Source organism: Mycobacterium sp. DHQP2018-32-09 (assembly GCF_058148405.1).
In genome coordinates, this window is sequence record NZ_JBYVYK010000001.1 from 273,784 (window position 1) to 293,268 (window position 19,485).

Annotated in this window: 21 protein-coding genes; 8 read left to right on the plus strand and 13 right to left on the minus strand. The window is 70.3% G+C overall.

Features of this window, described 5'->3' with window-relative positions:
* Positions 1–6: 6 nt before the first annotated feature.
* Positions 7–1,287 carry an ROK family protein gene (locus AC30CM_RS01295; protein ID WP_490114991.1) on the minus strand — a complete coding sequence of 427 codons (1,281 nt, stop codon included), beginning with the start codon at positions 1,285–1,287 and terminating at the stop codon, positions 7–9.
* 197 nt (positions 1,288–1,484) lie between these two features.
* Here AC30CM_RS01295 and AC30CM_RS01300 point away from each other — a divergent pair, with 197 nt between their 5' ends.
* A complete protein-coding gene (locus AC30CM_RS01300; protein ID WP_490114992.1) occupies positions 1,485–2,234 on the plus strand; it encodes an SDR family NAD(P)-dependent oxidoreductase in 750 nt (249 codons plus the stop codon).
* Positions 2,235–2,241: 7 nt separating this feature from the next.
* On the opposite strand, the gene AC30CM_RS01305 is transcribed toward AC30CM_RS01300, so the two are convergent.
* Positions 2,242–3,552: a L,D-transpeptidase gene (locus AC30CM_RS01305; protein ID WP_490114993.1), complete on the minus strand. Its 1,311-nt coding sequence runs from the start codon at positions 3,550–3,552 to the stop codon at positions 2,242–2,244.
* A gap of 15 nt (positions 3,553–3,567) precedes the next feature.
* Complete coding sequence (locus tag AC30CM_RS01310) at positions 3,568–4,632, minus strand: UDP-N-acetylmuramate dehydrogenase (RefSeq protein WP_490114994.1); 1,065 nt, start codon at positions 4,630–4,632, stop codon at positions 3,568–3,570.
* A gap of 36 nt (positions 4,633–4,668) precedes the next feature.
* On the opposite strand from AC30CM_RS01310, the gene AC30CM_RS01315 reads away from it, so the two are divergent.
* The 4 genes from AC30CM_RS01315 to AC30CM_RS01330 all read left to right on the plus strand — a co-directional run bounded on the left by AC30CM_RS01315 (position 4,669) and on the right by AC30CM_RS01330 (position 7,928).
* Positions 4,669–5,172 carry a DUF2505 domain-containing protein gene (locus AC30CM_RS01315; protein ID WP_490114995.1) on the plus strand — a complete coding sequence of 168 codons (504 nt, stop codon included), beginning with the start codon at positions 4,669–4,671 and terminating at the stop codon, positions 5,170–5,172.
* A 16-nt stretch (positions 5,173–5,188) separates the two neighbouring features.
* Positions 5,189–5,980, plus strand: coding sequence for a class I SAM-dependent methyltransferase (locus AC30CM_RS01320; protein WP_490114996.1), 792 nt, complete (start codon positions 5,189–5,191; stop codon positions 5,978–5,980).
* Positions 5,981–6,177: 197 nt separating this feature from the next.
* Entirely contained in the window at positions 6,178–6,993 is an 816-nt protein-coding gene (locus tag AC30CM_RS01325; RefSeq protein WP_490114997.1) for a carbon-nitrogen hydrolase family protein, read from the plus strand.
* Positions 6,990–7,928 carry an LmeA family phospholipid-binding protein gene (locus AC30CM_RS01330; protein WP_490114998.1) on the plus strand — a complete coding sequence of 313 codons (939 nt, stop codon included), beginning with the start codon at positions 6,990–6,992 and terminating at the stop codon, positions 7,926–7,928. The genes AC30CM_RS01325 and AC30CM_RS01330 overlap by 4 nt, the downstream gene beginning before the upstream one ends.
* A 6-nt stretch (positions 7,929–7,934) precedes the next feature.
* Here AC30CM_RS01330 and deoC read toward each other — a convergent pair whose 3' ends face one another.
* The 6 genes from deoC to AC30CM_RS01360 all read right to left on the minus strand — a co-directional run bounded on the left by deoC (position 7,935) and on the right by AC30CM_RS01360 (position 11,928).
* Positions 7,935–8,618 (minus strand): deoxyribose-phosphate aldolase, encoded by a 684-nt coding sequence (gene deoC / locus AC30CM_RS01335; protein WP_490114999.1) that lies wholly within the window; start codon positions 8,616–8,618, stop codon positions 7,935–7,937.
* Entirely contained in the window at positions 8,618–9,037 is a 420-nt protein-coding gene (locus AC30CM_RS01340; protein WP_490115000.1) for a DUF2599 domain-containing protein, read from the minus strand. The genes deoC and AC30CM_RS01340 overlap by 1 nt, the downstream gene beginning before the upstream one ends.
* Positions 9,038–9,322, minus strand: a complete 285-nt coding sequence (locus AC30CM_RS01345) for a DUF2516 family protein (protein WP_490115001.1) — start codon at positions 9,320–9,322, stop codon at positions 9,038–9,040.
* Positions 9,323–9,374: 52 nt separating this feature from the next.
* Positions 9,375–10,001: a heparin-binding hemagglutinin gene (locus AC30CM_RS01350; protein WP_490115002.1), complete on the minus strand. Its 627-nt coding sequence runs from the start codon at positions 9,999–10,001 to the stop codon at positions 9,375–9,377.
* 69 nt (positions 10,002–10,070) lie between these two features.
* Positions 10,071–10,511: a helix-turn-helix domain-containing protein gene (locus AC30CM_RS01355; RefSeq protein ID WP_490115003.1), complete on the minus strand. Its 441-nt coding sequence runs from the start codon at positions 10,509–10,511 to the stop codon at positions 10,071–10,073.
* Positions 10,512–10,602: 91 nt separating this feature from the next.
* Positions 10,603–11,928 (minus strand): DUF445 domain-containing protein, encoded by a 1,326-nt coding sequence (locus AC30CM_RS01360; protein ID WP_490115004.1) that lies wholly within the window; start codon positions 11,926–11,928, stop codon positions 10,603–10,605.
* A 106-nt stretch (positions 11,929–12,034) separates the two neighbouring features.
* Between AC30CM_RS01360 and AC30CM_RS01365 the strand changes: the two genes are divergently transcribed.
* Complete coding sequence (locus AC30CM_RS01365) at positions 12,035–12,739, plus strand: TetR/AcrR family transcriptional regulator (RefSeq protein WP_490115005.1); 705 nt, start codon at positions 12,035–12,037, stop codon at positions 12,737–12,739.
* A 58-nt stretch (positions 12,740–12,797) separates the two neighbouring features.
* Entirely contained in the window at positions 12,798–13,607 is an 810-nt protein-coding gene (locus AC30CM_RS01370; RefSeq protein ID WP_490115051.1) for a polyphosphate kinase 2 family protein, read from the plus strand.
* A gap of 40 nt (positions 13,608–13,647) precedes the next feature.
* Here AC30CM_RS01370 and AC30CM_RS01375 read toward each other — a convergent pair whose 3' ends face one another.
* From AC30CM_RS01375 to AC30CM_RS01390, 4 genes are all read right to left on the minus strand, one after another.
* A complete protein-coding gene (locus tag AC30CM_RS01375) occupies positions 13,648–14,538 on the minus strand; it encodes a type IV toxin-antitoxin system AbiEi family antitoxin (protein ID WP_490115006.1) in 891 nt (296 codons plus the stop codon).
* A gap of 105 nt (positions 14,539–14,643) precedes the next feature.
* Positions 14,644–15,498 carry a 3-hydroxybutyryl-CoA dehydrogenase gene (locus AC30CM_RS01380; protein WP_490115007.1) on the minus strand — a complete coding sequence of 285 codons (855 nt, stop codon included), beginning with the start codon at positions 15,496–15,498 and terminating at the stop codon, positions 14,644–14,646.
* Positions 15,499–15,596: 98 nt separating this feature from the next.
* Positions 15,597–16,883, minus strand: a complete 1,287-nt coding sequence (gene aceA / locus AC30CM_RS01385) for an isocitrate lyase (protein ID WP_490115008.1) — start codon at positions 16,881–16,883, stop codon at positions 15,597–15,599.
* Positions 16,884–17,151: 268 nt separating this feature from the next.
* On the minus strand, positions 17,152–17,946 hold the full coding sequence (locus AC30CM_RS01390; RefSeq protein WP_490115009.1) for an acyl-ACP thioesterase domain-containing protein: 795 nt from the start codon (positions 17,944–17,946) through the stop codon (positions 17,152–17,154).
* A gap of 115 nt (positions 17,947–18,061) precedes the next feature.
* On the opposite strand from AC30CM_RS01390, the gene ramB reads away from it, so the two are divergent.
* The gene (gene ramB / locus AC30CM_RS01395; protein ID WP_490115010.1) at positions 18,062–19,474 is read left to right on the plus strand and encodes an acetate metabolism transcriptional regulator RamB; all 1,413 of its coding nucleotides are present in this window, start codon (positions 18,062–18,064) and stop codon (positions 19,472–19,474) included.
* The last annotated feature ends 11 nt before the right edge of the window (positions 19,475–19,485 follow it).

Consider the following 19,485-nt stretch of genomic DNA (forward strand, 5'->3'; position numbering starts at 1 on the left):
GGCCGGTCAGGCCGATTCCGGGCGCCTGGCCGCGGCGCGCCGCATGGCCCCGATCGGATCGGCGTACAGCCCGCCGAGCGACACCACGCCTGCGCCCGCCTCCTGCACGCGGTTGCCGAACGACGTCACGCGGATGCCGCGCACCCCCAGCACCGTGCGCCGGGCGAAGGCCCGTTCGACCAGCGGGATGCCCTCCGGGTACTCGGTGAAGGCCTGCCCGCCGACGACGAGGTCGTCGGGGTTGAGCATGTCGCGCAGCAGCGCGACGGACTCGCCGAGCACACGGGACCGTTCGGCGAGCAGGGCGACGGCCCCGGGGTCGCCGGCGCGGGCGGCGCGATACACCGCGCCGATGGTCGACGCCGGCCCCTCGGCGGGCAGGAGGCGTTGCCTGCGGGCGGCGGCCACCACGGCCTGATCACTGACGGTGGACTCCAATTGTTCACTGCCACCGAGGATCTCGCTGTGCACGGGCAACGCCGCGATGGTTCCCGGCCCGCTGGTGGGCGAGTGCACGCGGCCGTCGATCGACAGCGCGTAGCCGACGGTCTCGCGGACGTAGAGGTACAGGCTGGTGCCGGTCTCCGGCGTCGCCCGTCCGGGCCCGCGGCGCGCCCCGAGCAGCAGCTCCGCCCCGGCCATCGCGTCGACGTGCGAGGCCAGCGACACCGGTAGGCCCAGCGCCTCCGCCAGCACCGGGCCGACGGGCGCACCCGACCAACCGAGCCGCGGGTGCTCGACGGTGCCGGATGCGCTGTCGACCACGCCGCCCGCGGTGATGCCGACCCACAGGGGCCGCCTGCGGTGCCACCGGGCGAGGTAGCGCCGCGCGCTGTCGGCCAGGGCGGCCAGCGCGGCGGCCTGCGTTCCCCGTGGTGTCGGCGTCTCGACGACGTCGAGGGTGCGGCCCAGCAGGTCGGTGGCGGCGATGCTGGTGGTGCGGGCGCCGATGTGCACCGCCAGTGTCAGATAGGGCTCGTGGTTCACCTCGACGGGCACCCGCGGCCTGCCGATGGCGCCCGACACCGCGAGATCTGCGCGCTCACGCAGGATTCCGGCATCCAGCAGAGCGGTGACCTGGCGGTTCACGGTGGCGATGGACAGCCCGGTGACCTTGGCGATGACGTCGCGGGCGATGGGCCCGCGCACCCGCGCCGCGCCGAACACGGCCGCGGCCGCGGCATCGGCCACGCGCAGCGCGGGCGCGACGACGTGGTGGCGGGCATGCAGTGAACGCGCCGCGGCGCGGGCAGGGGTGGAGATCGGGGTGGCGATGGAGGCGGTCATTCGTCGTCCTGGGTGAGTCATCGGGGCTGGTGGGTTCGAAGCCACACCTGCGACTCAGCTCAGACGATCGACGTCAGCGGGTCCCGTCAGGCGCGGCGAAGAGCGCGACGACGACAACACGCACGCCGGGCGGCGTTGCGGGAAGCCTGGAACGAGGACACGTCGGCAAAGGTAGCACGCTGACTAGAGTCGGGGGAATGACCACTTCCGAATCTCGCGAACGCGTGGCCGTCGTCACCGGAGCCAGCTCCGGCATCGGTGAGGCGACGGCCAAAACCCTTGCAGCGCTTGGGTTCAAGGTGGTCTGCGCGGCCCGCCGCGAAGACCGGGTGCGCGCCGTCGCGGACGCCGTCGGCGGCACCGCGATCGTGACGGACGTCACCGACCAGGAGTCGGTGGACGCGCTGGCCGCCCAACTGGACCGCGTCGACGTCCTGGTGAACAACGCCGGCGGCGCCAAGGGCCTGGCGCACGTGGCCCAGGCCGACCTGGACGACTGGCGATGGATGTGGGAGACCAACGTGCTGGGCACGCTGCGCGTGACGCGGGCACTGCTGCCGCAGCTGGTCGCCTCGGGCGACGGGCTCGTCGTCACCATCACCTCGATCGCCGCGTTCGAGACCTACGACGGCGGCTCCGGTTACACCTCGGCCAAGCACGCCCAGGGGGCGTTGCACCGCACGCTGCGCGGCGAGCTGCTGGGAAAACCGGTGCGGCTCACCGAGATTGCACCGGGCGCGGTGGAGACCGAGTTCTCCCTGGTGCGCTTCGAGGGCGACCAGGAGCGCGCGGCCCAGGTGTACGCGGGCATCACGCCGCTGGCCGCACAGGACGTGGCCGACGTCGTCGGCTTCGTGGCGTCGCGGGCCCCGCACGTCGACATCGACACCGTCGTCATGCGCCCGCGCGACCAGGCGCCGCACGGGCGGTGGAACCGCCGGACGTGAGCGCCGCTCAGCCGCCCGGTGCGCTGGTCACCGGGACCGGCGGCGTCGTGGTGGGCGTCCCCGACAGGGTGGGCGCACTGCTCGGCGTCACCGGCGCCGTCACCGGGACGTTCGACGGCGGCGTCGCCTCCGACAGCGCCGACATGGCCTTCCACTCGTCCCACGACACGGCCCAGTCCCAGATGTCACCGTCGGCGTAGGACAGCTGGATGCGGGTGCCCGTGACCTCCACCGGGTCGCCGTACACCGCCGTGTTGAAGTACTGCTGGGCGTCGGAGGTGGACAGGTTGATGCAGCCGTTGGTGACGTTGGTGTTGCCCTGCGCACCCGAGCTGGCCGGGTTGGCGTGGATGAACTCGCCGTTGTTGGAGATCCGCACGGCGAAGCGCTCGTGGGCGTTGGTGTAGCCGGCCGCCGGGTTGGACATGTAGAAGTCCTCGTACTTCTCGGTCACCACGTGGATGCCGCTGCGCGTCACGTTGCGGTCCAGGTCGCCCTCGCCGTAACTGCACGGGAAGTCCATGATCACCGCCCCCTGCTCGTCGAGCACCTGGACGCGGTGGCTGGTGGCGTCGGCCTTGACCACCTGGCGCCTGCCGATCGCGATGTCGAGCGTGACGTCGGAGGCACCGTAGTGGTCGTTGCCGAACGGGACGCCGTAGAGGTTGGCCTTGACGTGCACCTGCGTACCCGAGGGGTAGTACTCCTTGGTGCGGTAGTGCACGCGCGAGCCGCCGGCCTCGTCGGGCAGCCAGGCCCAGCTGCCCTCGACGGGCGGCTGGGTGGTGACGGTGAGCGCCTTCTCCACGGTCTTGCGGGCGTCGTCGTCGATCGCCGCGTCGAACTGCAGGATGATGGGCGCCGCGACGCCGACGGTCTGCCCGTCGGAGAGCTGGAACTGCCCGCTGACCTGCTTGACCGGGTCGACGGTGGTGAACGCCCCCTTGATCGGCACGGGCTTGCCGTCGTCGCCGACGGCCGAGCCGCCCCAGGTGTACTCCACGCCGTAGCCGAGCGGCTCGGTGGTGGTGTACGCCGTGCGCTCCCGGTTGATGGTGCCCGCGACCACCTTGCCGTTGGGGTTGGTCAGCGTGACCTGCTGCAGCTTGCCGTTGGTGACCTTGACGCCGACGGGCGAGGTGGGCGGCACGTCGGTGGCCGCATTGGCGGGGCTGAAGGTGACCTCGGCGGACTTCGGGGCGTCCGACGTCGCCGTACCGCCGGAACCGCCGATCACCGAACCCTGGGCGCACGCCGCCAGAAAACCCGACGTCCCCACCGCGATCGCGGTCAGCGCCTGGCGCCTGTTGATGGTCACGTGGACCAAGGGTACCTAGAGCGCGCACCCGATCAGACACGGCTCCGGTGTGAGTTCGATCCCGAACACCCTGTCTACCCCGTCGCGGACGGTTCTGGCCAGCTCCAACACGTCGGCGGTACGCGCGCCACCCCGGTTGGTCAACGCCAGCGCATGCTTGGTCGACAGCCGTGCGGGCGCGCCGGGGTCGGGGAAGCCCTTCCCGAAGCCGGCATGCTCCACCAGCCACCCCGCGGCCAGCTTGACCCCGTCGGCGGCCGGATAGTGCGGCACCGGGCCCGAGGCGGCAGCGGCGATGCGCCGATAGTCGGCCTCGGCCACCACGGGGTTGGTGAAGAACGAGCCGACGCTCCACGTGTCGGGGTCGGCGTCGTCGAGCACCATGCCCTTGCGCCGCCGCAACGCCAGCACGGCCGCCCGCACCCGGGCGGGATCGGCGCGCGAGCCGGGCTCGACGTCCAACGCCGTGGTCAGCTCGCCGTATCTCAGCGGGGCGCTGCGCCCGGCCGCGTCGAGGGCGAACTCGACCTCGAGCACCACGGCGTGCGGCGAGTTCTTCAGCACGCTGTGGCGGTAGCCGAATCCCAGCGCGTCGGCGGGCACCCACTCGTCGACGCCGCGCTCGCGGTCGTACCAGCGCACGCGGGTGATCACGTCGGCGACCTCGACGCCGTAGGCGCCCACGTTCTGCACCGGCGTGGCCCCCGTCGACCCGGGGATGCCCGACAGGCACTCCAGCCCGCCGAGACCGTGCCGCAGCGACTCGGCCACCACGTCGTCCCACACCGCGCCGGCCTGGGCGCGCAACCGGTCCCCCGACACCGTCACCGCCGCATTGGCCAGCCGCACGACGGTCAGATCCACCAGGTCGTCGGCCAGCACCACGTTGGAGCCGCCCCCGAGGACGAGCACGCGATCGGCGGGCACGTCGCCGTCGACGACGCGGAGCACGTCGACGACCTGCTGCGTCGACGTACACGTGATCAGCCGGTCGGCGACCGGACCCACGCGCAACGTCGTCAGCGGCGCCAACGCCACGGCCCGCTCGACCGCCGCCCCCGCGATATCCGCACCGACCACGGTTGACCACCGTAGCGTGAGCTAACTTGGTTGCTTATGCCACGCTCCTTCGACCTGGTCGCCGAGTACGAGGAAGGCGTCGACGAGGTCCGGGACGCATTCGGCGATCGGTCCTACTGGCTTGCGCGGCTGGCCGATTCGGGGTCCGACGAGGCCACGCTCGACGGCATGACCGCCACCGCCGACGGCGGCACCGCCGTGGTCACCACCCAAACCCTCTACGCCAGCCGGTTGCCCGCGCTGGTGGCGCAGTTCCACCACGGCGACCTGAGTTTCGTGCGGGAGGAGTCCTGGACCTCGGTGCGCGACGGCAGCGCCGACGCCACCATCAAGGGATCGATCACCCGCGCGCCCGCCACGCTGACCGGCACCGCGACGCTGGCGGCGGCGGGCACGGGAGCGCGGCTGCGGCTGACCGTCTCCGTCGAGGTGCGCATCCCCCTCGTCGGCGGCAAGGTCGAGGGCTTCATCGGCAGCCAGCTCGCGGAGCTGGTGCGGGCCGAGCAGCGGTTCACCACGGAGTGGCTGCGCAGCCACTGAATCAGGCTGCCTCGACATGGAATCGGCACGCCGTCCCGTCGGCAGGCTGACGCGCGGCACCACGGGCCACAACCGGCTGCGCCGCAGCGACCGCTGGCTGGTGCACTCCCCTGCGGTGCGGGCCGCGATTCGGTCCGCGGCCGACCCGCTGGTGGTCGATCTGGGCTACGGCGCGCTGCCCGTGACGACGCTGGAGCTGGCGCATCGCCTGCGCACGGTGCGCGACGACGTCCGCGTCGTCGGCCTGGAGATCGACCCGGAACGGGTGGCCCGCGCCCGCGAGGTCACGGCCCCCGGTGTCGACTTCGCGCTCGGCGGCTTCGAATTGGCAGGCCTGACACCGGTGTTGGTCCGCGCGTTCAACGTGCTGCGGCAGTACGACGCCGCCGACGTGCCGGCGGCGTGGGCCCTGCTGCGGCGTGGCTTGGCGCCCGGAGGCCTGGTGATCGACGGGACGTGCGACGAGCTGGGCAGGCGCTGCTGCTGGGTGGTGATGGACGCCGGCGGCCCCCGGCAGCTGGTGCTGGCGTGCGACCCGTTCGCCGTCGACCGCCCGTCGGATCTGGCCGAACGCCTCCCCAAGGTGCTGATCCACCACAACGTCGCGGGCCAGCCGATCCACGACTTCCTGACGGCCGCCGACCGCGCGTGGGCAGGCGCCGCTGCGCAGGGCGTGTTCGGGCCGCGCGTGCGGTGGCGGGCGATGGTCGACGCACTCCGCGTGCAGGGCCTCCCCGTGACACCCGCCCGCAGGCGGCTGCGCGACGGCGTGCTGGCGGTCCCGTGGGAGTTCGTCGCGCCGCACTGAGCCGGGGACCGGCGACCAGGCAGCACTGAGCCGGGACCGGCGACCAGGCAGCGCAGAGCCGGGACCGGCGACCAGGCAGCACCGAGCCGGCGGCCGGCGACCAGGCAGCGCAGCGCCGGGGCCGGCGACCAGGCAGCACTGAGCCCGGGGCCGGCGACCAAGGTAGCGCCGCGCCGGCCGCGGTTACCCTGGCGACCATGCGGATCGCTCTCGCGCAGCTCGTCGCAGGCACCGACCCGGCGGCCAACCTCGAGCTGGTGGCGGACCTCACCCGCCGCGCAGCCGCTGCCGGCGCCTCGCTGGTGCTGTTCCCCGAGGCCACGATGTGTCGCTTCGGGGTGCCGCTGGCGCCCGTCGCCGAGCCGCTCGACGGTCCCTGGGTGACCGGGGTGCGCCGGATCGCCGCCGAGCACGGCGTCGTGGTGGTGGTGGGCACGTTCTGCCCGGCCGACGACGGCCGCGTCACCAACACCCTGGTGGCCACCGGCCCCGGCGTCGAGGCCCACTACCACAAGATCCACCTCTACGATGCGTTCGGCTTCAGCGAATCCCGCACCGTCGCACCGGGTTTCGAGCCCGTCACGATCGACGTGGACGGCGTCCGCGTGGGCCTCACCACGTGCTACGACATCCGCTTTCCCGAGCTGTTCACCGAACTCGCACTGCGCGGTGCGCAGGTGATCACCGTGCACGCCTCCTGGGGGTCGGGGCCGGGCAAGCTCGAGCAGTGGACGCTGCTGGCCCGCGCCCGCGCCCTGGACACCCAGAGCTGGATCGCGGCCGTCGACCAGGCCTACCCGGGCGAGGAGGTCGCCGCCGTCGGCCCCACCGGCGTGGGCGGCAGCATCGTGGTGTCCCCCACCGGCGACGTCGTCGACGCCGCGGGGGCAGAACCCGGGCTGCTCGTGGCCGACGTCGACCCCGCCGCCGTCGAACCGGTCCGCGACGGCGTCGCGGTGCTCCGCAACCGCACCGAGTTCACTCGTGCGGGTAAGGCAGAATCGCGAGCGTGACCGATCCGTGGGCCCGTCCGGCCAACCAGCCACCGCAGGGACCGAACTCCCCGGCCGGTGAACCTCCGACCCAGCAGGCCCCCGCGGCGGGCCAGCCGCACGGTGCCGGCCAGCCGCCACCCCCGCCGCCGCCGTACGACGCCGGGTCGCCCCCGCCCCCGCCGTCGTCGCCGCCCCCGTCGCCGTCGTCGAAGGGCAACCGGCGGCGCGACCCGCTGTCCATCACGCTGATCGTGGTGATCGTGCTGGCCCTGGCGCTGGCCGGCCTGGTGGGCGCCGAGTTGTACGCCCGCCACCTGGGCGACCAGGAGGTCGCGCGCGCCACCGAGTGCGTGGTGCAGGACCAGGTCGACGTGTCCTTCGGGCCCCGGCCGTTCCTGCTGCAGCACTTCAGCGGCACCTACAGCGGCATCCACATCACCACCGCCGGCAATCAGCTGCGCGAGGCCAAGGGCATGAAGGCCGACATCTACCTCGACGACGTGCGCGTCTCGGATTCCGCGAACTCCGCGGGCACCATCGGGTCGCTCAACGCCACCGTCACGTGGACGGCCGAGGGCATCAAGGAGACGTTGCAGAACGCCATCCCGCTGGTGGGCAGCTTCGTCAACGGCGTCACCACCAACCCGTCGGACGGCACCGTGACCATGAACGGCGCCCTCGGCGACATCGTCACCAAGCCGCAGGTGGTCGACGGCGGCATCAACCTGCAGGTGACGAAGCTGACCGGGCTGGGCTTCACCCTGCCCCGGGAGGCCGTGCAGCCCGCCCTGGACGCCTTCAGCGCGCAGCTCACCAAGGATTACCCGCTCAATATCAAGGCCGACAGCATCGAGGTCACCGACACCGGGGTGGTGAGCAAGTTCTCGGCGCAGAACGCGGCCATGCCGACCGGCGGCGCCCCGCAGAACGACAACTGCTTCGCGGGGATCTGAGCCGGATCAGTCCGGGGGGAGCGCGTCGAGCACGGCGCGCGACCCGGACAATCCCAGCCGCGTCGCGCCGGCGTCGAGCATCGCCAGCGCGGCGTCGGCGGTGCGGATGCCGCCGCTGGCCTTGACGCCCACTCCCGCGCCCACCGTGGCGGCCATGAGTTCCACGGCGCGGACCGACGCCCCGCCCGCGGGGTGGAAGCCCGTCGAGGTCTTGACGAAGTCGGCGTCGGCCTCCGCGGCCGCCCGACACACGTCGACGAGGGTCTGCTCACCGGCGAACTCGAGCAGCGCGGCCGACTCCACGATCACCTTGAGCACCGTGCCGGGGACGGCCGCGCGGACGGCGGCGACGTCGGCGTGCACGGCCGCGAAGTCGCCGGCCACGGCGGCGCCGACGTCGATGACCATGTCCACCTCGTCGGCGCCCGCCGCGACGGCCAGCGCCGCCTCCCGCGCCTTGATCTCGGACGCGTGCTTGCCCGACGGGAACCCGGCGACGGTGGCCACGGTCAGGCCCGACGCGTCGGCCCGCGCCACGTTGGGCACCATCGACGGCGAGACGCAGACGGCGAGCACCCCGAGCGCGCGCGCCTCCGCGACGAGCGCGACGACGTCGGCGTCGGTGGCCTCGGGCTTGAGCAGCGTGTGATCGATCAGCCGGGCGACGCGACCACGCGTCCACGGCGCCATCAGAACGGCTCCTCGGTGCCGCCGGGATTGCATCCGGTGGCGATCATGGTGTTCTGGTCCACCTCGGGCCGCCACGGCTCCAGATTCCAGCTGGTCTTACCCGGTTGGCCCAGTTCGGCGAACTGCCAGTGGCACAGGAACTGCTCCCGCATGCCGGGCAGATCCGCGTCGGGCGCCGAGGCGAGCACCTCCGACCAGGCCTCGTCGCCCTGCGCCTGCGTCCCGGGCATCCGGGACGCCGCGCGGGCCGCGAGCGTCGGGTAGACGCGCAGGCTGGACAGGTCACCCCACTTGGCCCACTCCGTGTGGTCGACGTAGGGCGGGGCGGGGATGGGCTCGGCCCAGGCGGGGGTCGGTGCGATGGTCAGCAACGCAGGCGCGGCGGCCGCGCACAGCGCGACCGCGAGACGGCGGCGCACCTAGTGCGACTTTCCCTGCACGTCGAGGACCTTCGGCCGGACGTCGACGATGTAGATGCCCGCCGCGCACGCGACGATGGCGGAGCCGACCGGGGCACCGAGGATGAAGGCCAACAGAATGGTGCCGCCGAGGATGGCGAGCCAGATCGGCTTGCTCAGCTTCTCGGCCGCCGGGAAGGCGTCGGTCCGCTGGATCGCGGCATGGATGAACGCGTAGGCGCCCATGGCCAACGCGCCCACCTGAACGGCGAGAAGGACGTAACCCACCAGATCCTGAGGCTGCACGCCTCAAGCCTAGGCGGATTACGCCCTCTCGCGTCAACCGGTGGCCCGGCTCCTACTTCTGGGTGACCTTCTTGGCCGGCGCCTTCTTGGCGGGCGGCGTGGCCTTCTTGGCCGGTGCCTTCTTGGCGGGGGCCTTGGCCGGAGCCTTCTTGGCGGCGGCCTTCACCGGCTCGGCGGCCTGCTCGGCCTTCTTCGGCAGTTCGACGCCGACCAGCTTGGCGGCACGCTCACCGACGGCGCGGGTCTGCGTCGCCACGGTGCCGAGCGCGTCCTGCGTCAGCTCGACGGCCTGGTCGGTGACGCTCTCCACGCGGCTGGCGGCCTCTTCCAGGCCGGGCTGGCTGCGGAGGCGCTCGAGGGCGGCCTCGCCCCGCTCGACCAGGCGGTTGTAGGTCGCGGTCGCGCTCTCGGCGTAGCCCTCGGCGGCCTTGCGCAGCTCGTCGGAGTTGAGCCGTTCGCGGATCTCGGTGACCTGACCGGGCAGCTCTTCCTGCAGCTTGGTCAGATTGGCCCGGGCCTCGTCCACGCGCGCCTCGGCGTCGGTGCGGGCTTCCTCGGCGCGTTCGCGCAGCGCGGCGACGATCTCGTTCACCGTGGCGAGCGCCAGGTCGGCGGCGCCGACGGCGGCGAGCAGCGGGGCCTTCAGGTCATCGATGGTGGGCTGGTTCTTCTCGGCCATGTCTCTTCCTTCCTGGGAATGTGTGCTTGGACCGTGTTCGTGAGGTGTCGGTACGGGGTGCAACAGGTGTCAGTCAGTGGTGGGCTCCTCACCGGGCGCGGCAACCGGTTCTGTACCCGATTCGAGCGCCACCGCCTCGTTCTGCTGCCTGAAGGAGGTGTAGATGTCCAGCAACACCTGCTTCTGCCGCTCCGTGATCGCGACGTCCGCGACGATGGCGTCGCGTACCTCGCTGCGCTCGGCCGGCTCGAGCATCCCGGCCTGGACGTAGAGCACTTCGGCCGAGACGCGCAGGGCCTTGGCGATCTGGCTGAGCACGTCGGCCGACGGTTTGCGCAATCCCCGCTCGATCTGACTCAGGTAGGGGTTGCTGACGCCGGCCTGCTCGGCGAGCTGCCTGATCGAGACCTGCGCGGCCTCCCGCTTGGCGCGGATGAACCCACCGATGTCCTGTGCGGCGTTGGTGGCCGCGATGGTGACGGCGGCAGCGAGATTCTCGTCCTGCGGCATGCGCTGCCCCCCTTCCGGTGAATCTGACCAGTTCTGCCAGATTCCACGGTAGGACGCGGTGCTAACTTTTGCAAGCGCTAGCTAGCGCAGGTCAGAACACTAGTTGCGCTATCGAGTAGATGACCAGCCCGGCGAAGGCACCCACCACCGTGCCGTTGATGCGGATGAACTGCAGGTCACGACCGACGTGCAACTCGATGCGACGGCTGGCCTCGTCGGCATCCCAACGCTCGATGGTGTCGGTGATGATCGCTGTGATCTCGGTCCCATACTGGTCGACGAGGTGCCGCGCACCGCGGACCACCCAGTTGTCCACCTTGTCCCGCAGGTCGGCGTCGTCGCGCAACGACTCCCCCACCCGGATCACGGTGTCGGCGATCCGGGTGCGCAGCGCCGAATCCGGATCCTCCACCGACTCCAAGATGATCCGCTTGGCCGCACCCCACGCCGTCTCGGCCGCGCGAGCCACCTCGTCACGGGCCATCAGCTGGTCCTTCACCCGCTCGGCCCGCGCGATCGTCGCGTCGTCGTTCTGCAGGTCGTCGGCGAACTCGAACAAGAACCGCGTGGCCGACCGCCGCAGCTCGTGGTCCGGGTTGCGCCGCACCTTGTCCGTGAAGTCCATCAGCTCACGGTGGATGCGATCCCCCACCAGGTTGTCGACCCAGCGCGGCGACCACGTCGGCGAATCCCGGGAGATCACGCGCTCGATGGTGTCGCCCGCGTTGAGCGACCACTCGAAGGCCCGGTCGGCCAGCAGCTGCAACAACGCCTCCTGCCGGTCCTCCTCCAGCAGCGACGTCAGCACCCGCCCGATCGGCGGCCCCCACTGCGGCTCGGCGACGCGCTTGACGATCATGCGGTCCAGCAGCTGCTGGACGTCCTCGTCGCGCAGCATCTCCACCAGTACCCGCAGCGCGGTCGACGCCTCGGCCGCCACGCGCTCGGCATTGCGGGAGTCACACAGCCACTTGCCCGTCCGCGACGCCACGTCGGCGTCGCGCACCTTGGTCTCGATGACCTCGGCGGACATGAAGTTCTCCCGGACGAACGTGCCCAGACCCTCGCCCAGCTGGTCCTTCTTGCGCTTGATGATCGCGGTGTGCGGGATCGGAATGCCCAGCGGATGCTTGAAGAGCGCCGTGACGGCAAACCAGTCCGCCAGCGCACCCACCATGCCTGCCTCGGCCGCAGCGCGCACGTACCCCACCCAGGCGGCCGCGTCGCCGCGCGCCTGCAGCCACGTGCAGACCAGGAAGATCACGGTGGCGCCCAGCAGGAAACCCAGCGCCACCGCCTTCATCCGGCGCAGCGCACGGCGCCGCTCGGCGTCGGCGGCATGGTCGGCTCCAGCGAACGACTCCGCGAAGCTACGGCGCGGCGCAGGCTCGGCAGTCGTGGGTTGCGGCGTGATCACCTTTCCATGTTCCCCCACGGCGACCGGATTGAACCGTCCCGTGAGGCCGGTAACAGCTACTCCCCGTATCATCGATGGCGACCTGAACGAATGGAACTCCCCGACAGTGGCACAGCAGACGTCCGCGCGGAACGCGAAGAGCGACGGCCGCAAGCGGCGCTGGCACCAACACAAGGTGGACCGGCGCAACGAATTGGTCGACGGCACCCTCGAAGCCATCCGCCACCGGGGCAGCAACGTCAGCATGGACGAGATCGCCGCCGAGATCGGGGTGTCCAAGACCGTGCTCTACCGCTACTTCGTCGACAAGAACGACCTCACCACCGCGGTGATGATGCGCTTCGCCCAGACCACGCTCATCCCCAACATGGCCGCAGCCCTGTCGTCGAACCTCGACGGCTTCGCCCTGACCCGCGAGGTCATCCGGGTCTACGTCGACACCGTCGCCGCCGAGCCCGAGCCCTACCGCTTCGTGATGGCCAACAGCTCAGCGAGCAAGAACAAGGCCGTCGCCAACTCCGAGCAGATCATCGCGCGGATGCTCGCCGTCATGCTGCGCAGGCGGATGGCGGCGGTGGGCATGGACACCGGCGGCGCCGAGCCATGGGCGTTCCACACCGTCGGCGGCGTGCAACTGGCCACGCACTCCTGGATGTCCAACCCCAGGATGACGTCCGACGAACTCATCGACTACTTGACCATGCTGTCGTGGAACGCGCTGCGCGGCATCGTCGAGGTGGGCGGCTCGCTGGCGGAGTTCAACGCGATGCCGCATCCGTCCCCGGTGCTGCCGCGACATTTGCTTGACTGACCGGGTGAGCACCTCCGACCTGCCCGCCCAGTGGACGCACGAGCCGCACCACCACCTGATGTTCTCGCCCGGCGACCGGGTGGCCGACATCGACGCCGGCGCCACCCCGGGGTTCAAGGGCACCAAGGCCGATGCCCCCGAGATCCAGGCCGAACGAAACGTTCGCTTCGCCGGCCTGCAGGAGATGCTGTACGCCAGCAGCCGCGGTGGCGACCACCGCTCGGTGCTGCTGGTGCTGCAGGGCATGGACACCGCAGGCAAGGGTGGCATCGTCAAACACGTTGTCGGAGCGGGCAATCCGCAAGGCATCCAGTACCACAGCTTCGGCAAGCCCACCGCCGAGGAACTGGCCAACCACTACCTGTGGCGGATCCGCAAGGCCCTGCCCGACCCGGGTCACATCGGCGTGTTCGACCGCTCGCACTACGAGGACGTGCTGATCGTGCGCGTACACGACCTGGTGCCGCCGGACGTGTGGGGCACCCGCTACGACGAGATCAACGCCTTCGAACGCGAACTCGTCGACGCCGGCACCAGCATCGTCAAGGTCGCGATGTTCGTCTCGCTCGACGAACAGAAGAAGCGCCTCGCCGAGCGGCTCGATCGGCCGGACAAGTACTGGAAGTACAACCCGGCAGACATCGACGAGCGGCTGCTGTGGCCCAAGTACCAGGAGGCCTACCAGGCCATGCTGGATCGCACGTCCACCGACCACGCGCCGTGGCACGTCATCCCGTGCGACCGCAAGTGGTACTCCCGACTGGCCATCCTGGAGCTGCTGATCGAGGCCCTCAAGGAACTCGACTTGGCTTGGCCCCCGGCCGATTTCGACGTCGAGGCGGAGAAGGAGCGGCTGGCGCAGGCGTGACGCCCGCCGAGACGACGGAAGATGACGGATCTCGCCGGATTCACGTCACCTTCCGTAGTCTCGGCGGCAGTTCGGCGAAGGGCATCCCGGCTCCGACGAGCGCGCCAGCCGTCCGGCGCAGCACCTCCTGGCGATGCAGTCGCAGGTGTCGCGCGGCCACCCGCACGATCACCCAACCCCGCGCCGCGAGGAATTCGAGTCGGTCGATGTCGTTCTCGTAGTCGGCCGCAGTGGTGAAGTGCTGCTCACCGTCGTACTCCACGCCCACCTGGTATCGGCTCCACCCCATGTCGATGCGGCGGACCACCCGCCCGGCGTCGTCGCGCACCGGAATCTGCGTCTCCGGTCGCGGCAGCCCGCCGTCGACGAGCACCAGCCGCAGCCGCGTCTCCTGCGGCGATTCGGCGCCCGCATCCACCAGGTCCAGCGCTCGCCGCAGCCTGGTGACGTCGCGAGCGCCCGGGTAGCGATTCGCGACCTCGCTGACGGCGGCCACGTCGACGCGGGAGGCGTGGAGCAGCGCGTCGACTCGGATGATCCCCGTCTCCCGACCGCACCGCCGCCCCAGGTCGAAAGCCGTGCGGGCGACCGTCGTACACGGCATTCCGCGGATGGTCGTCAGCTCGTCGGGGGCGATCGCCCCGCTGCGCACGATGATCTCGGGCGGCGCCGCGTGACGCAGGCGCCCCAGTTCCGCCGGCTCGTCGGCGCCGACGCAGCCGACCCCGTGCAGGACGGCCGCCGAGTTCCCGACGAGCACGGCCTGTCGGCCCGACCACAGCCACGCGGCCTCCGCGCGATCTCGGGCAGTCAGTTGTACGCCGCGTCGGACGTACACGTTGCGATGCACCTTCGCGTAGCGCAGCCGCAGGTCGTTGCGTGTCACGATGCCGGCTGCGAGCGCATCCGACGCCCTGACGATGTCCCCCACACCCCATTAGGCGCACGGCGGGCCCCCCAGGTTCCGTTCCGCCCACCGAGACGACGGTTGTTGACGTGAATCCGGCAGGATCGGTCACCAACCGTCGTGCCGGCGCTAGTAGGAGTAGAAGCCCCGGCCCGACTTCTTGCCCAGCTGACCGGCCTCCACCATGCGCTTGAGCAGCGGCGGCGCGGCGTAGCTCGGGTCGTTGTACTCGTCGTACATCGAGTCGGCGATGAGCTTCATGGTGTCCAGGCCGATGAGGTCGGACAGGCGCAGCGGACCCATCGGATGCGAGAGCCCCGCGACGACGGCGGTGTCGATGTCCTCGACCGTCGCGACGCCGGCGTCGGCCATTCGGATCGCCGACAGCAGGTACGGCACCAGGAGGGCGTTGACGATGAAGCCGGAGCGGTCACCGCAGCGCACCACCTTCTTGCCCAGCACCTCACCGGCGAACGCCACCGTGCGTGCGACGGCGTCGGAGGAGGTGACGAGCGTGTTGACCACCTCAACGAGCGGCAGCACCGGCACCGGGTTGAAGAAGTGCAGGCCCAGCACCCGGCTCGGGTTCTTCGTGGCCGCCGCGATCTTCATGATCGGGATGCTGGAGGTGTTCGACGCCAGCACGGCATCGGGGTCGGTGATCACCTCGTCGAGTTGGGCGAAGACCTTGGTCTTGACGGTTTCGTCCTCGACGATGGCCTCGATCACCAACTGGCGGTCGGCGAGGTCGGCGAGGTCGGTGGTGACGCTGATGCGCCCGAGCGCGGCATCGCGGTCGGCCTCCGAGAGCTTGCCCTTGCCGACGGCGCGCTGCAGCGACGCCTCGATGCGGTTCCGGCCCGCGGTGACGAGGTCCTCGGTGGGCTCGTACAGCCGTACGTCGGCCCCCGCCTTGGCGCACACCTCGGCGATGCCGCCGCCCATCTGCCCGGCGCCGACGACGCCGACTCGCTCAATGCTCACGCTCACACTTTCTACTTCATGCCTGACGAGCAGACGCAAAGGGCCCTGAAATGCTGGATTTCAGGGCCCATGTGCGTCTGCTCGCGCAGGCTAGTGGCTCAGTGGAACTGACCCTCTTCGGTCGAACCCGCGAGCGCGGTGGTCGACGAGGTGGGATCCACGGTGGTGGCGATCCGGTCGAAGTAGCCGGCGCCGACCTCGCGCTGGTGCTTCGTGGCGGTGTAACCGCGCTCCTCGGCGGCGAACTCGCGCTCCTGCAGCTCGACGTAGGCGCTCATCTGGTTGCGGGCGTAGCCGTAGGCCAGATCGAACATCGAGTAGTTGAGGGCGTGGAAGCCCGCGAGGGTGATGAACTGGAACTTGAAGCCCATGGCGCCCAGTTCCTTCTGGAACTTCGCGATGGTCGCGTCGTCGAGGTGCTGCTTCCAGTTGAACGACGGCGAGCAGTTGTAGGCCAGCATCTGGTCGGGGAACTCGGCCTTGACGCCCTCGGCGAACTTCTTGGCCAGCTCCAGGTCCGGCGTGCCGGTCTCCATCCAGATCAGGTCGGAGTACGGCGCGTAGGCCTTGGCGCGGGCGATGCAGGGCTCGAGGCCGTTCTTCACGCGGTAGAAGCCCTCGGCGGTGCGGTCACCGGTGATGAACGGCTGGTCGCGCTCGTCGACGTCGGAGGTGATGAGCGTGGCGGCCTCGGCGTCGGTGCGCGCGATCACCAGGGTGGGGACGTCGGCGACGTCGGCGGCCAGGCGGGCCGAGGTCAGCGTGCGGATGTGCTGCTGGGTGGGGATGAGCACCTTGCCACCGAGGTGGCCACACTTCTTCTCCGACGCCAGCTGGTCCTCCCAGTGCGACCCCGCGACGCCGGCGGCGATCATGGCCTTCTGCAGCTCGTAGACGTTGAGCGCGCCACCGAAACCGGCCTCACCGTCGGCGACGATGGGGGCCAGCCAGTTCTCGACCGAGGTGTCGCCCTCGACCTTGGCGATCTGGTCGGCGCGCAGCAGCGCGTTGTTGATGCGGCGCACCACCTGCGGCACCGAGTTGGCCGGGTAGAGGCTCTGGTCGGGGTAGGTGTGGCCGGAGAGGTTGGCGTCACCGGCGACCTGCCAGCCCGACAGGTAGATGGCCTTGAGGCCCGCGCGCACCTGCTGCACGGCCATGTTGCCGGTCAGCGCGCCGAGCGAGTTGACGAAGTCCATGGTGTGCAGCTGGTCCCACAGCACCTCGGCGCCGCGGCGGGCGAGGGTGTTCTCCTCGACCACGTGGCCCTGCAGGGCGACGACGTCTTCCGGGCTGTACGTACGCGTGATGCCCTTCCAGCGGGGGTTGTTGTCCCAGTCGTGCTGGATCTGTTCGGGGCTCTTGGGCGTGCCGACGGTGGACATGCGGTGTCTCCTCACCTATCTCTCGACGGCGTCGCGGGCTCGATCCGATTCTCGATCTTGTTAACGCCGTCGCAGCTTCACTGCTGCGCTGTTTCGAGATTGACACAGCACATACATGCAGGTCCACCCGTTTCGCTTGCCAATTTTCGCCAAGCAGTACGAGCATATTGCGAAGTTTGCGAAGAACGCCCTGTGCTGAACCGGTTCAGAAGTTACCGCGGGGTAACGGGTTTTCGCTGGTCAGTACGCTCGTACTGTTAAACGGCGGCTACAGCGCGAAGATGCTCGCGACGGCCTTGGTTTCGTCACCCACGACGTATGTGAGGGTGGTCACGGTCCGGTCGGAGAGCTCCGATCCGAACGCGTCGGTGGACCCCGCCGGGTAGACGTGCCGCAGGATCTCGAGCTTGTCTCCCAGCGCCACCGGGAGATCGTGCTCGATGGTGACGCGCAGCGGGGCCGCCATCAGCTCGGGCTGCGAGTGCAGGTAGTCCTCCACCACCGACCAGTACACCGAGTTGTTCATGTGGTCGAAGATGTCGATGTCGCTGACCCGCACGGGGTACTCCCGCACGTGTTCGGCATCCTCGCGGGCGCCGGCCTTGAGGTAGGCCTTCCAGCGCAACCGGTCGACGTCGGTGGTCCGGCGCAGTCCGGACAGGAAGTCGTCGGAGATGCGGGCCGGGCCCTGCGTCTCGCGGTTGATGTTGATCCAGAACGCCTCGGACTCCACCAGGCCGCCCTTGCGGCCGTCGATGCGCACGCGCATCTCGCACCACCGGTTCGACGTGCCCGAACACCAGCGTCGCAGCCGCAGCATGTCCTGGAACTCGATGGGTCGGATCATGTCGATCATCGTGCGGCGCACGATCCACAGCGGGTGGGTGTCCTGGAAGCCCATCTGGCGCAGCTGATCGGACCCGATGTCCTGGATGTGGCGCGTGGCGGCATCGAACTTGAGCCTGCCGTGACGGTCGACGTCGGCGACCCGCAGCGGCCACTGCACGTCGAAGACGTCGGGGTGCGGATCGGGCACCGGCATCATCGTCTTGGCGAGACTCACGGCAACCGATCCTGCCATGCTCGCTGGCAGCGCTCGCCCAGGATGGACGTCGAGCAGACCGCCGGACCCTGCGAAGCTTGCCTTCGCAATCTTCACGAGTGGGTATCGTGCAGGGGTGGCCAAGACGTACGTCGGCTCCAGGGTGCGCCAGCTGCGCGGCGAGCGCGGCTTCAGCCAGGCCGCGCTGGCCCAGATGCTCGGCATCTCCCCCAGCTACCTGAATCAGATCGAACACGACGTACGGCCCTTGACGGTGCCGGTGCTCCTGCGCATCACCGAGGTCTTCGGCGTCGACGCGACGTTCTTCGCCTCCCAGGACGACACCCGCCTGGTCGCCGAGCTGCGCGAGGTGACGCTGGACCGCGACGTCGGCGTCGACGTCGACCAGGCCGAGGTGGCCGACATCGTGCGGGCGCATCCCACGGTGGCCCGCGCACTGGTGAACCTGCACCAGCGCTACCGGCTGGCCACCACCCAGCTGGCGGCGGTGACGGAGAACCGACACGCCGACGGCAGCGGCACCGGCGCCATCACGATGCCCCACGAGGAAGTGCGCGACTTCTTCTATCAGCGGCAGAACTACCTTCACGAACTGGACTCCGCCGCAGAGGACCTGACCATCCGCATGCGCATGCAGCGCGGCGACATGGCCCGCGACCTGACCGACCGCCTGACCCGGGTGCACAACGTGCGGATCACGCGCGCCGACCTCGGCGACAACGTCATGCACCGCTACGATCCCGAGACCAGGACCCTGGCATTGGGGCATCACCTGTCGTCGGGCCAACACGTGTTCCGGCTCGCCGCCGAACTGGCGTACCTGGAGTTCGGCGAGCTGATCGACGCCCTGGTCGACGAGGGCATGTTCACCAGCGAAGAGTCCCGCAAGCTCGCACGGCTGGGGTTGGCCAACTACTTCGCCGCGGCGACGGTGCTGCCCTATCGGCAGTTCCACGACGTCGCCGAGGACTTCCGCTACGACGTCGAGCGGCTGTCGGCCTTCTACGCGGTGAGCTACGAGACCATCGCCCACCGGCTCTCGACACTGCAGCGGCCGTCGATGCGCGGCGTGCCGCTGTCGTTCGTCCGGGTCGATCGCGCGGGCAACATGTCGAAGCGCCAGTCCGCCACGGGGTTCCACTTCTCGTCCAGCGGCGGCACCTGCCCGTTGTGGAACGTCTACGAGACGTTCGCGAGCCCCGGCAAGATCGGCGTGCAGTTGGCGCAGATGCCCGACGGCCGCAACTACATGTGGGTGGCGCGCACCGTCGAGCGCCGCGCCTCGCGCTACGGCCAGCCGGGCAAGACGTTCGCCATCGGGTTGGGCTGCGAGGTGAGACACGCGCACCGGCTGGTGTACTCGCAAGGCCTCGACCTGTCCAGCGACATCGCCACCCCCATCGGGGCGGGCTGTCGCGTGTGCGAGCGCGACGACTGCCCGCAACGCGCCTTCCCCGCGCTGGGCCGCGCGCTCGACATCGACGAGCACCGCAGCACGGTCTCCCCATACCTGGTGAAGAATCCCTAGACTCGGCAAGC

Coding starts and splice junctions, on each gene's coding strand:
- AC30CM_RS01295 (WP_490114991.1), bottom strand. CDS start 1,287: ATGACCGCCTCCATCGCCACCCCGATCTCCACCCCTGCCCGCGCCGCG.
- AC30CM_RS01300 (WP_490114992.1), top strand. CDS start 1,485: ATGACCACTTCCGAATCTCGCGAACGCGTGGCCGTCGTCACCGGAGCC.
- AC30CM_RS01315 (WP_490114995.1), top strand. CDS start 4,669: ATGCCACGCTCCTTCGACCTGGTCGCCGAGTACGAGGAAGGCGTCGAC.
- AC30CM_RS01320 (WP_490114996.1), top strand. CDS start 5,189: ATGGAATCGGCACGCCGTCCCGTCGGCAGGCTGACGCGCGGCACCACG.
- AC30CM_RS01325 (WP_490114997.1), top strand. CDS start 6,178: ATGCGGATCGCTCTCGCGCAGCTCGTCGCAGGCACCGACCCGGCGGCC.
- deoC (WP_490114999.1), bottom strand. CDS start 8,618: ATGGCGCCGTGGACGCGTGGTCGCGTCGCCCGGCTGATCGATCACACG.
- AC30CM_RS01350 (WP_490115002.1), bottom strand. CDS start 10,001: ATGGCCGAGAAGAACCAGCCCACCATCGATGACCTGAAGGCCCCGCTG.
- AC30CM_RS01355 (WP_490115003.1), bottom strand. CDS start 10,511: ATGCCGCAGGACGAGAATCTCGCTGCCGCCGTCACCATCGCGGCCACC.
- AC30CM_RS01370 (WP_490115051.1), top strand. CDS start 12,798: ATGTTCTCGCCCGGCGACCGGGTGGCCGACATCGACGCCGGCGCCACC.
- aceA (WP_490115008.1), bottom strand. CDS start 16,883: ATGTCCACCGTCGGCACGCCCAAGAGCCCCGAACAGATCCAGCACGAC.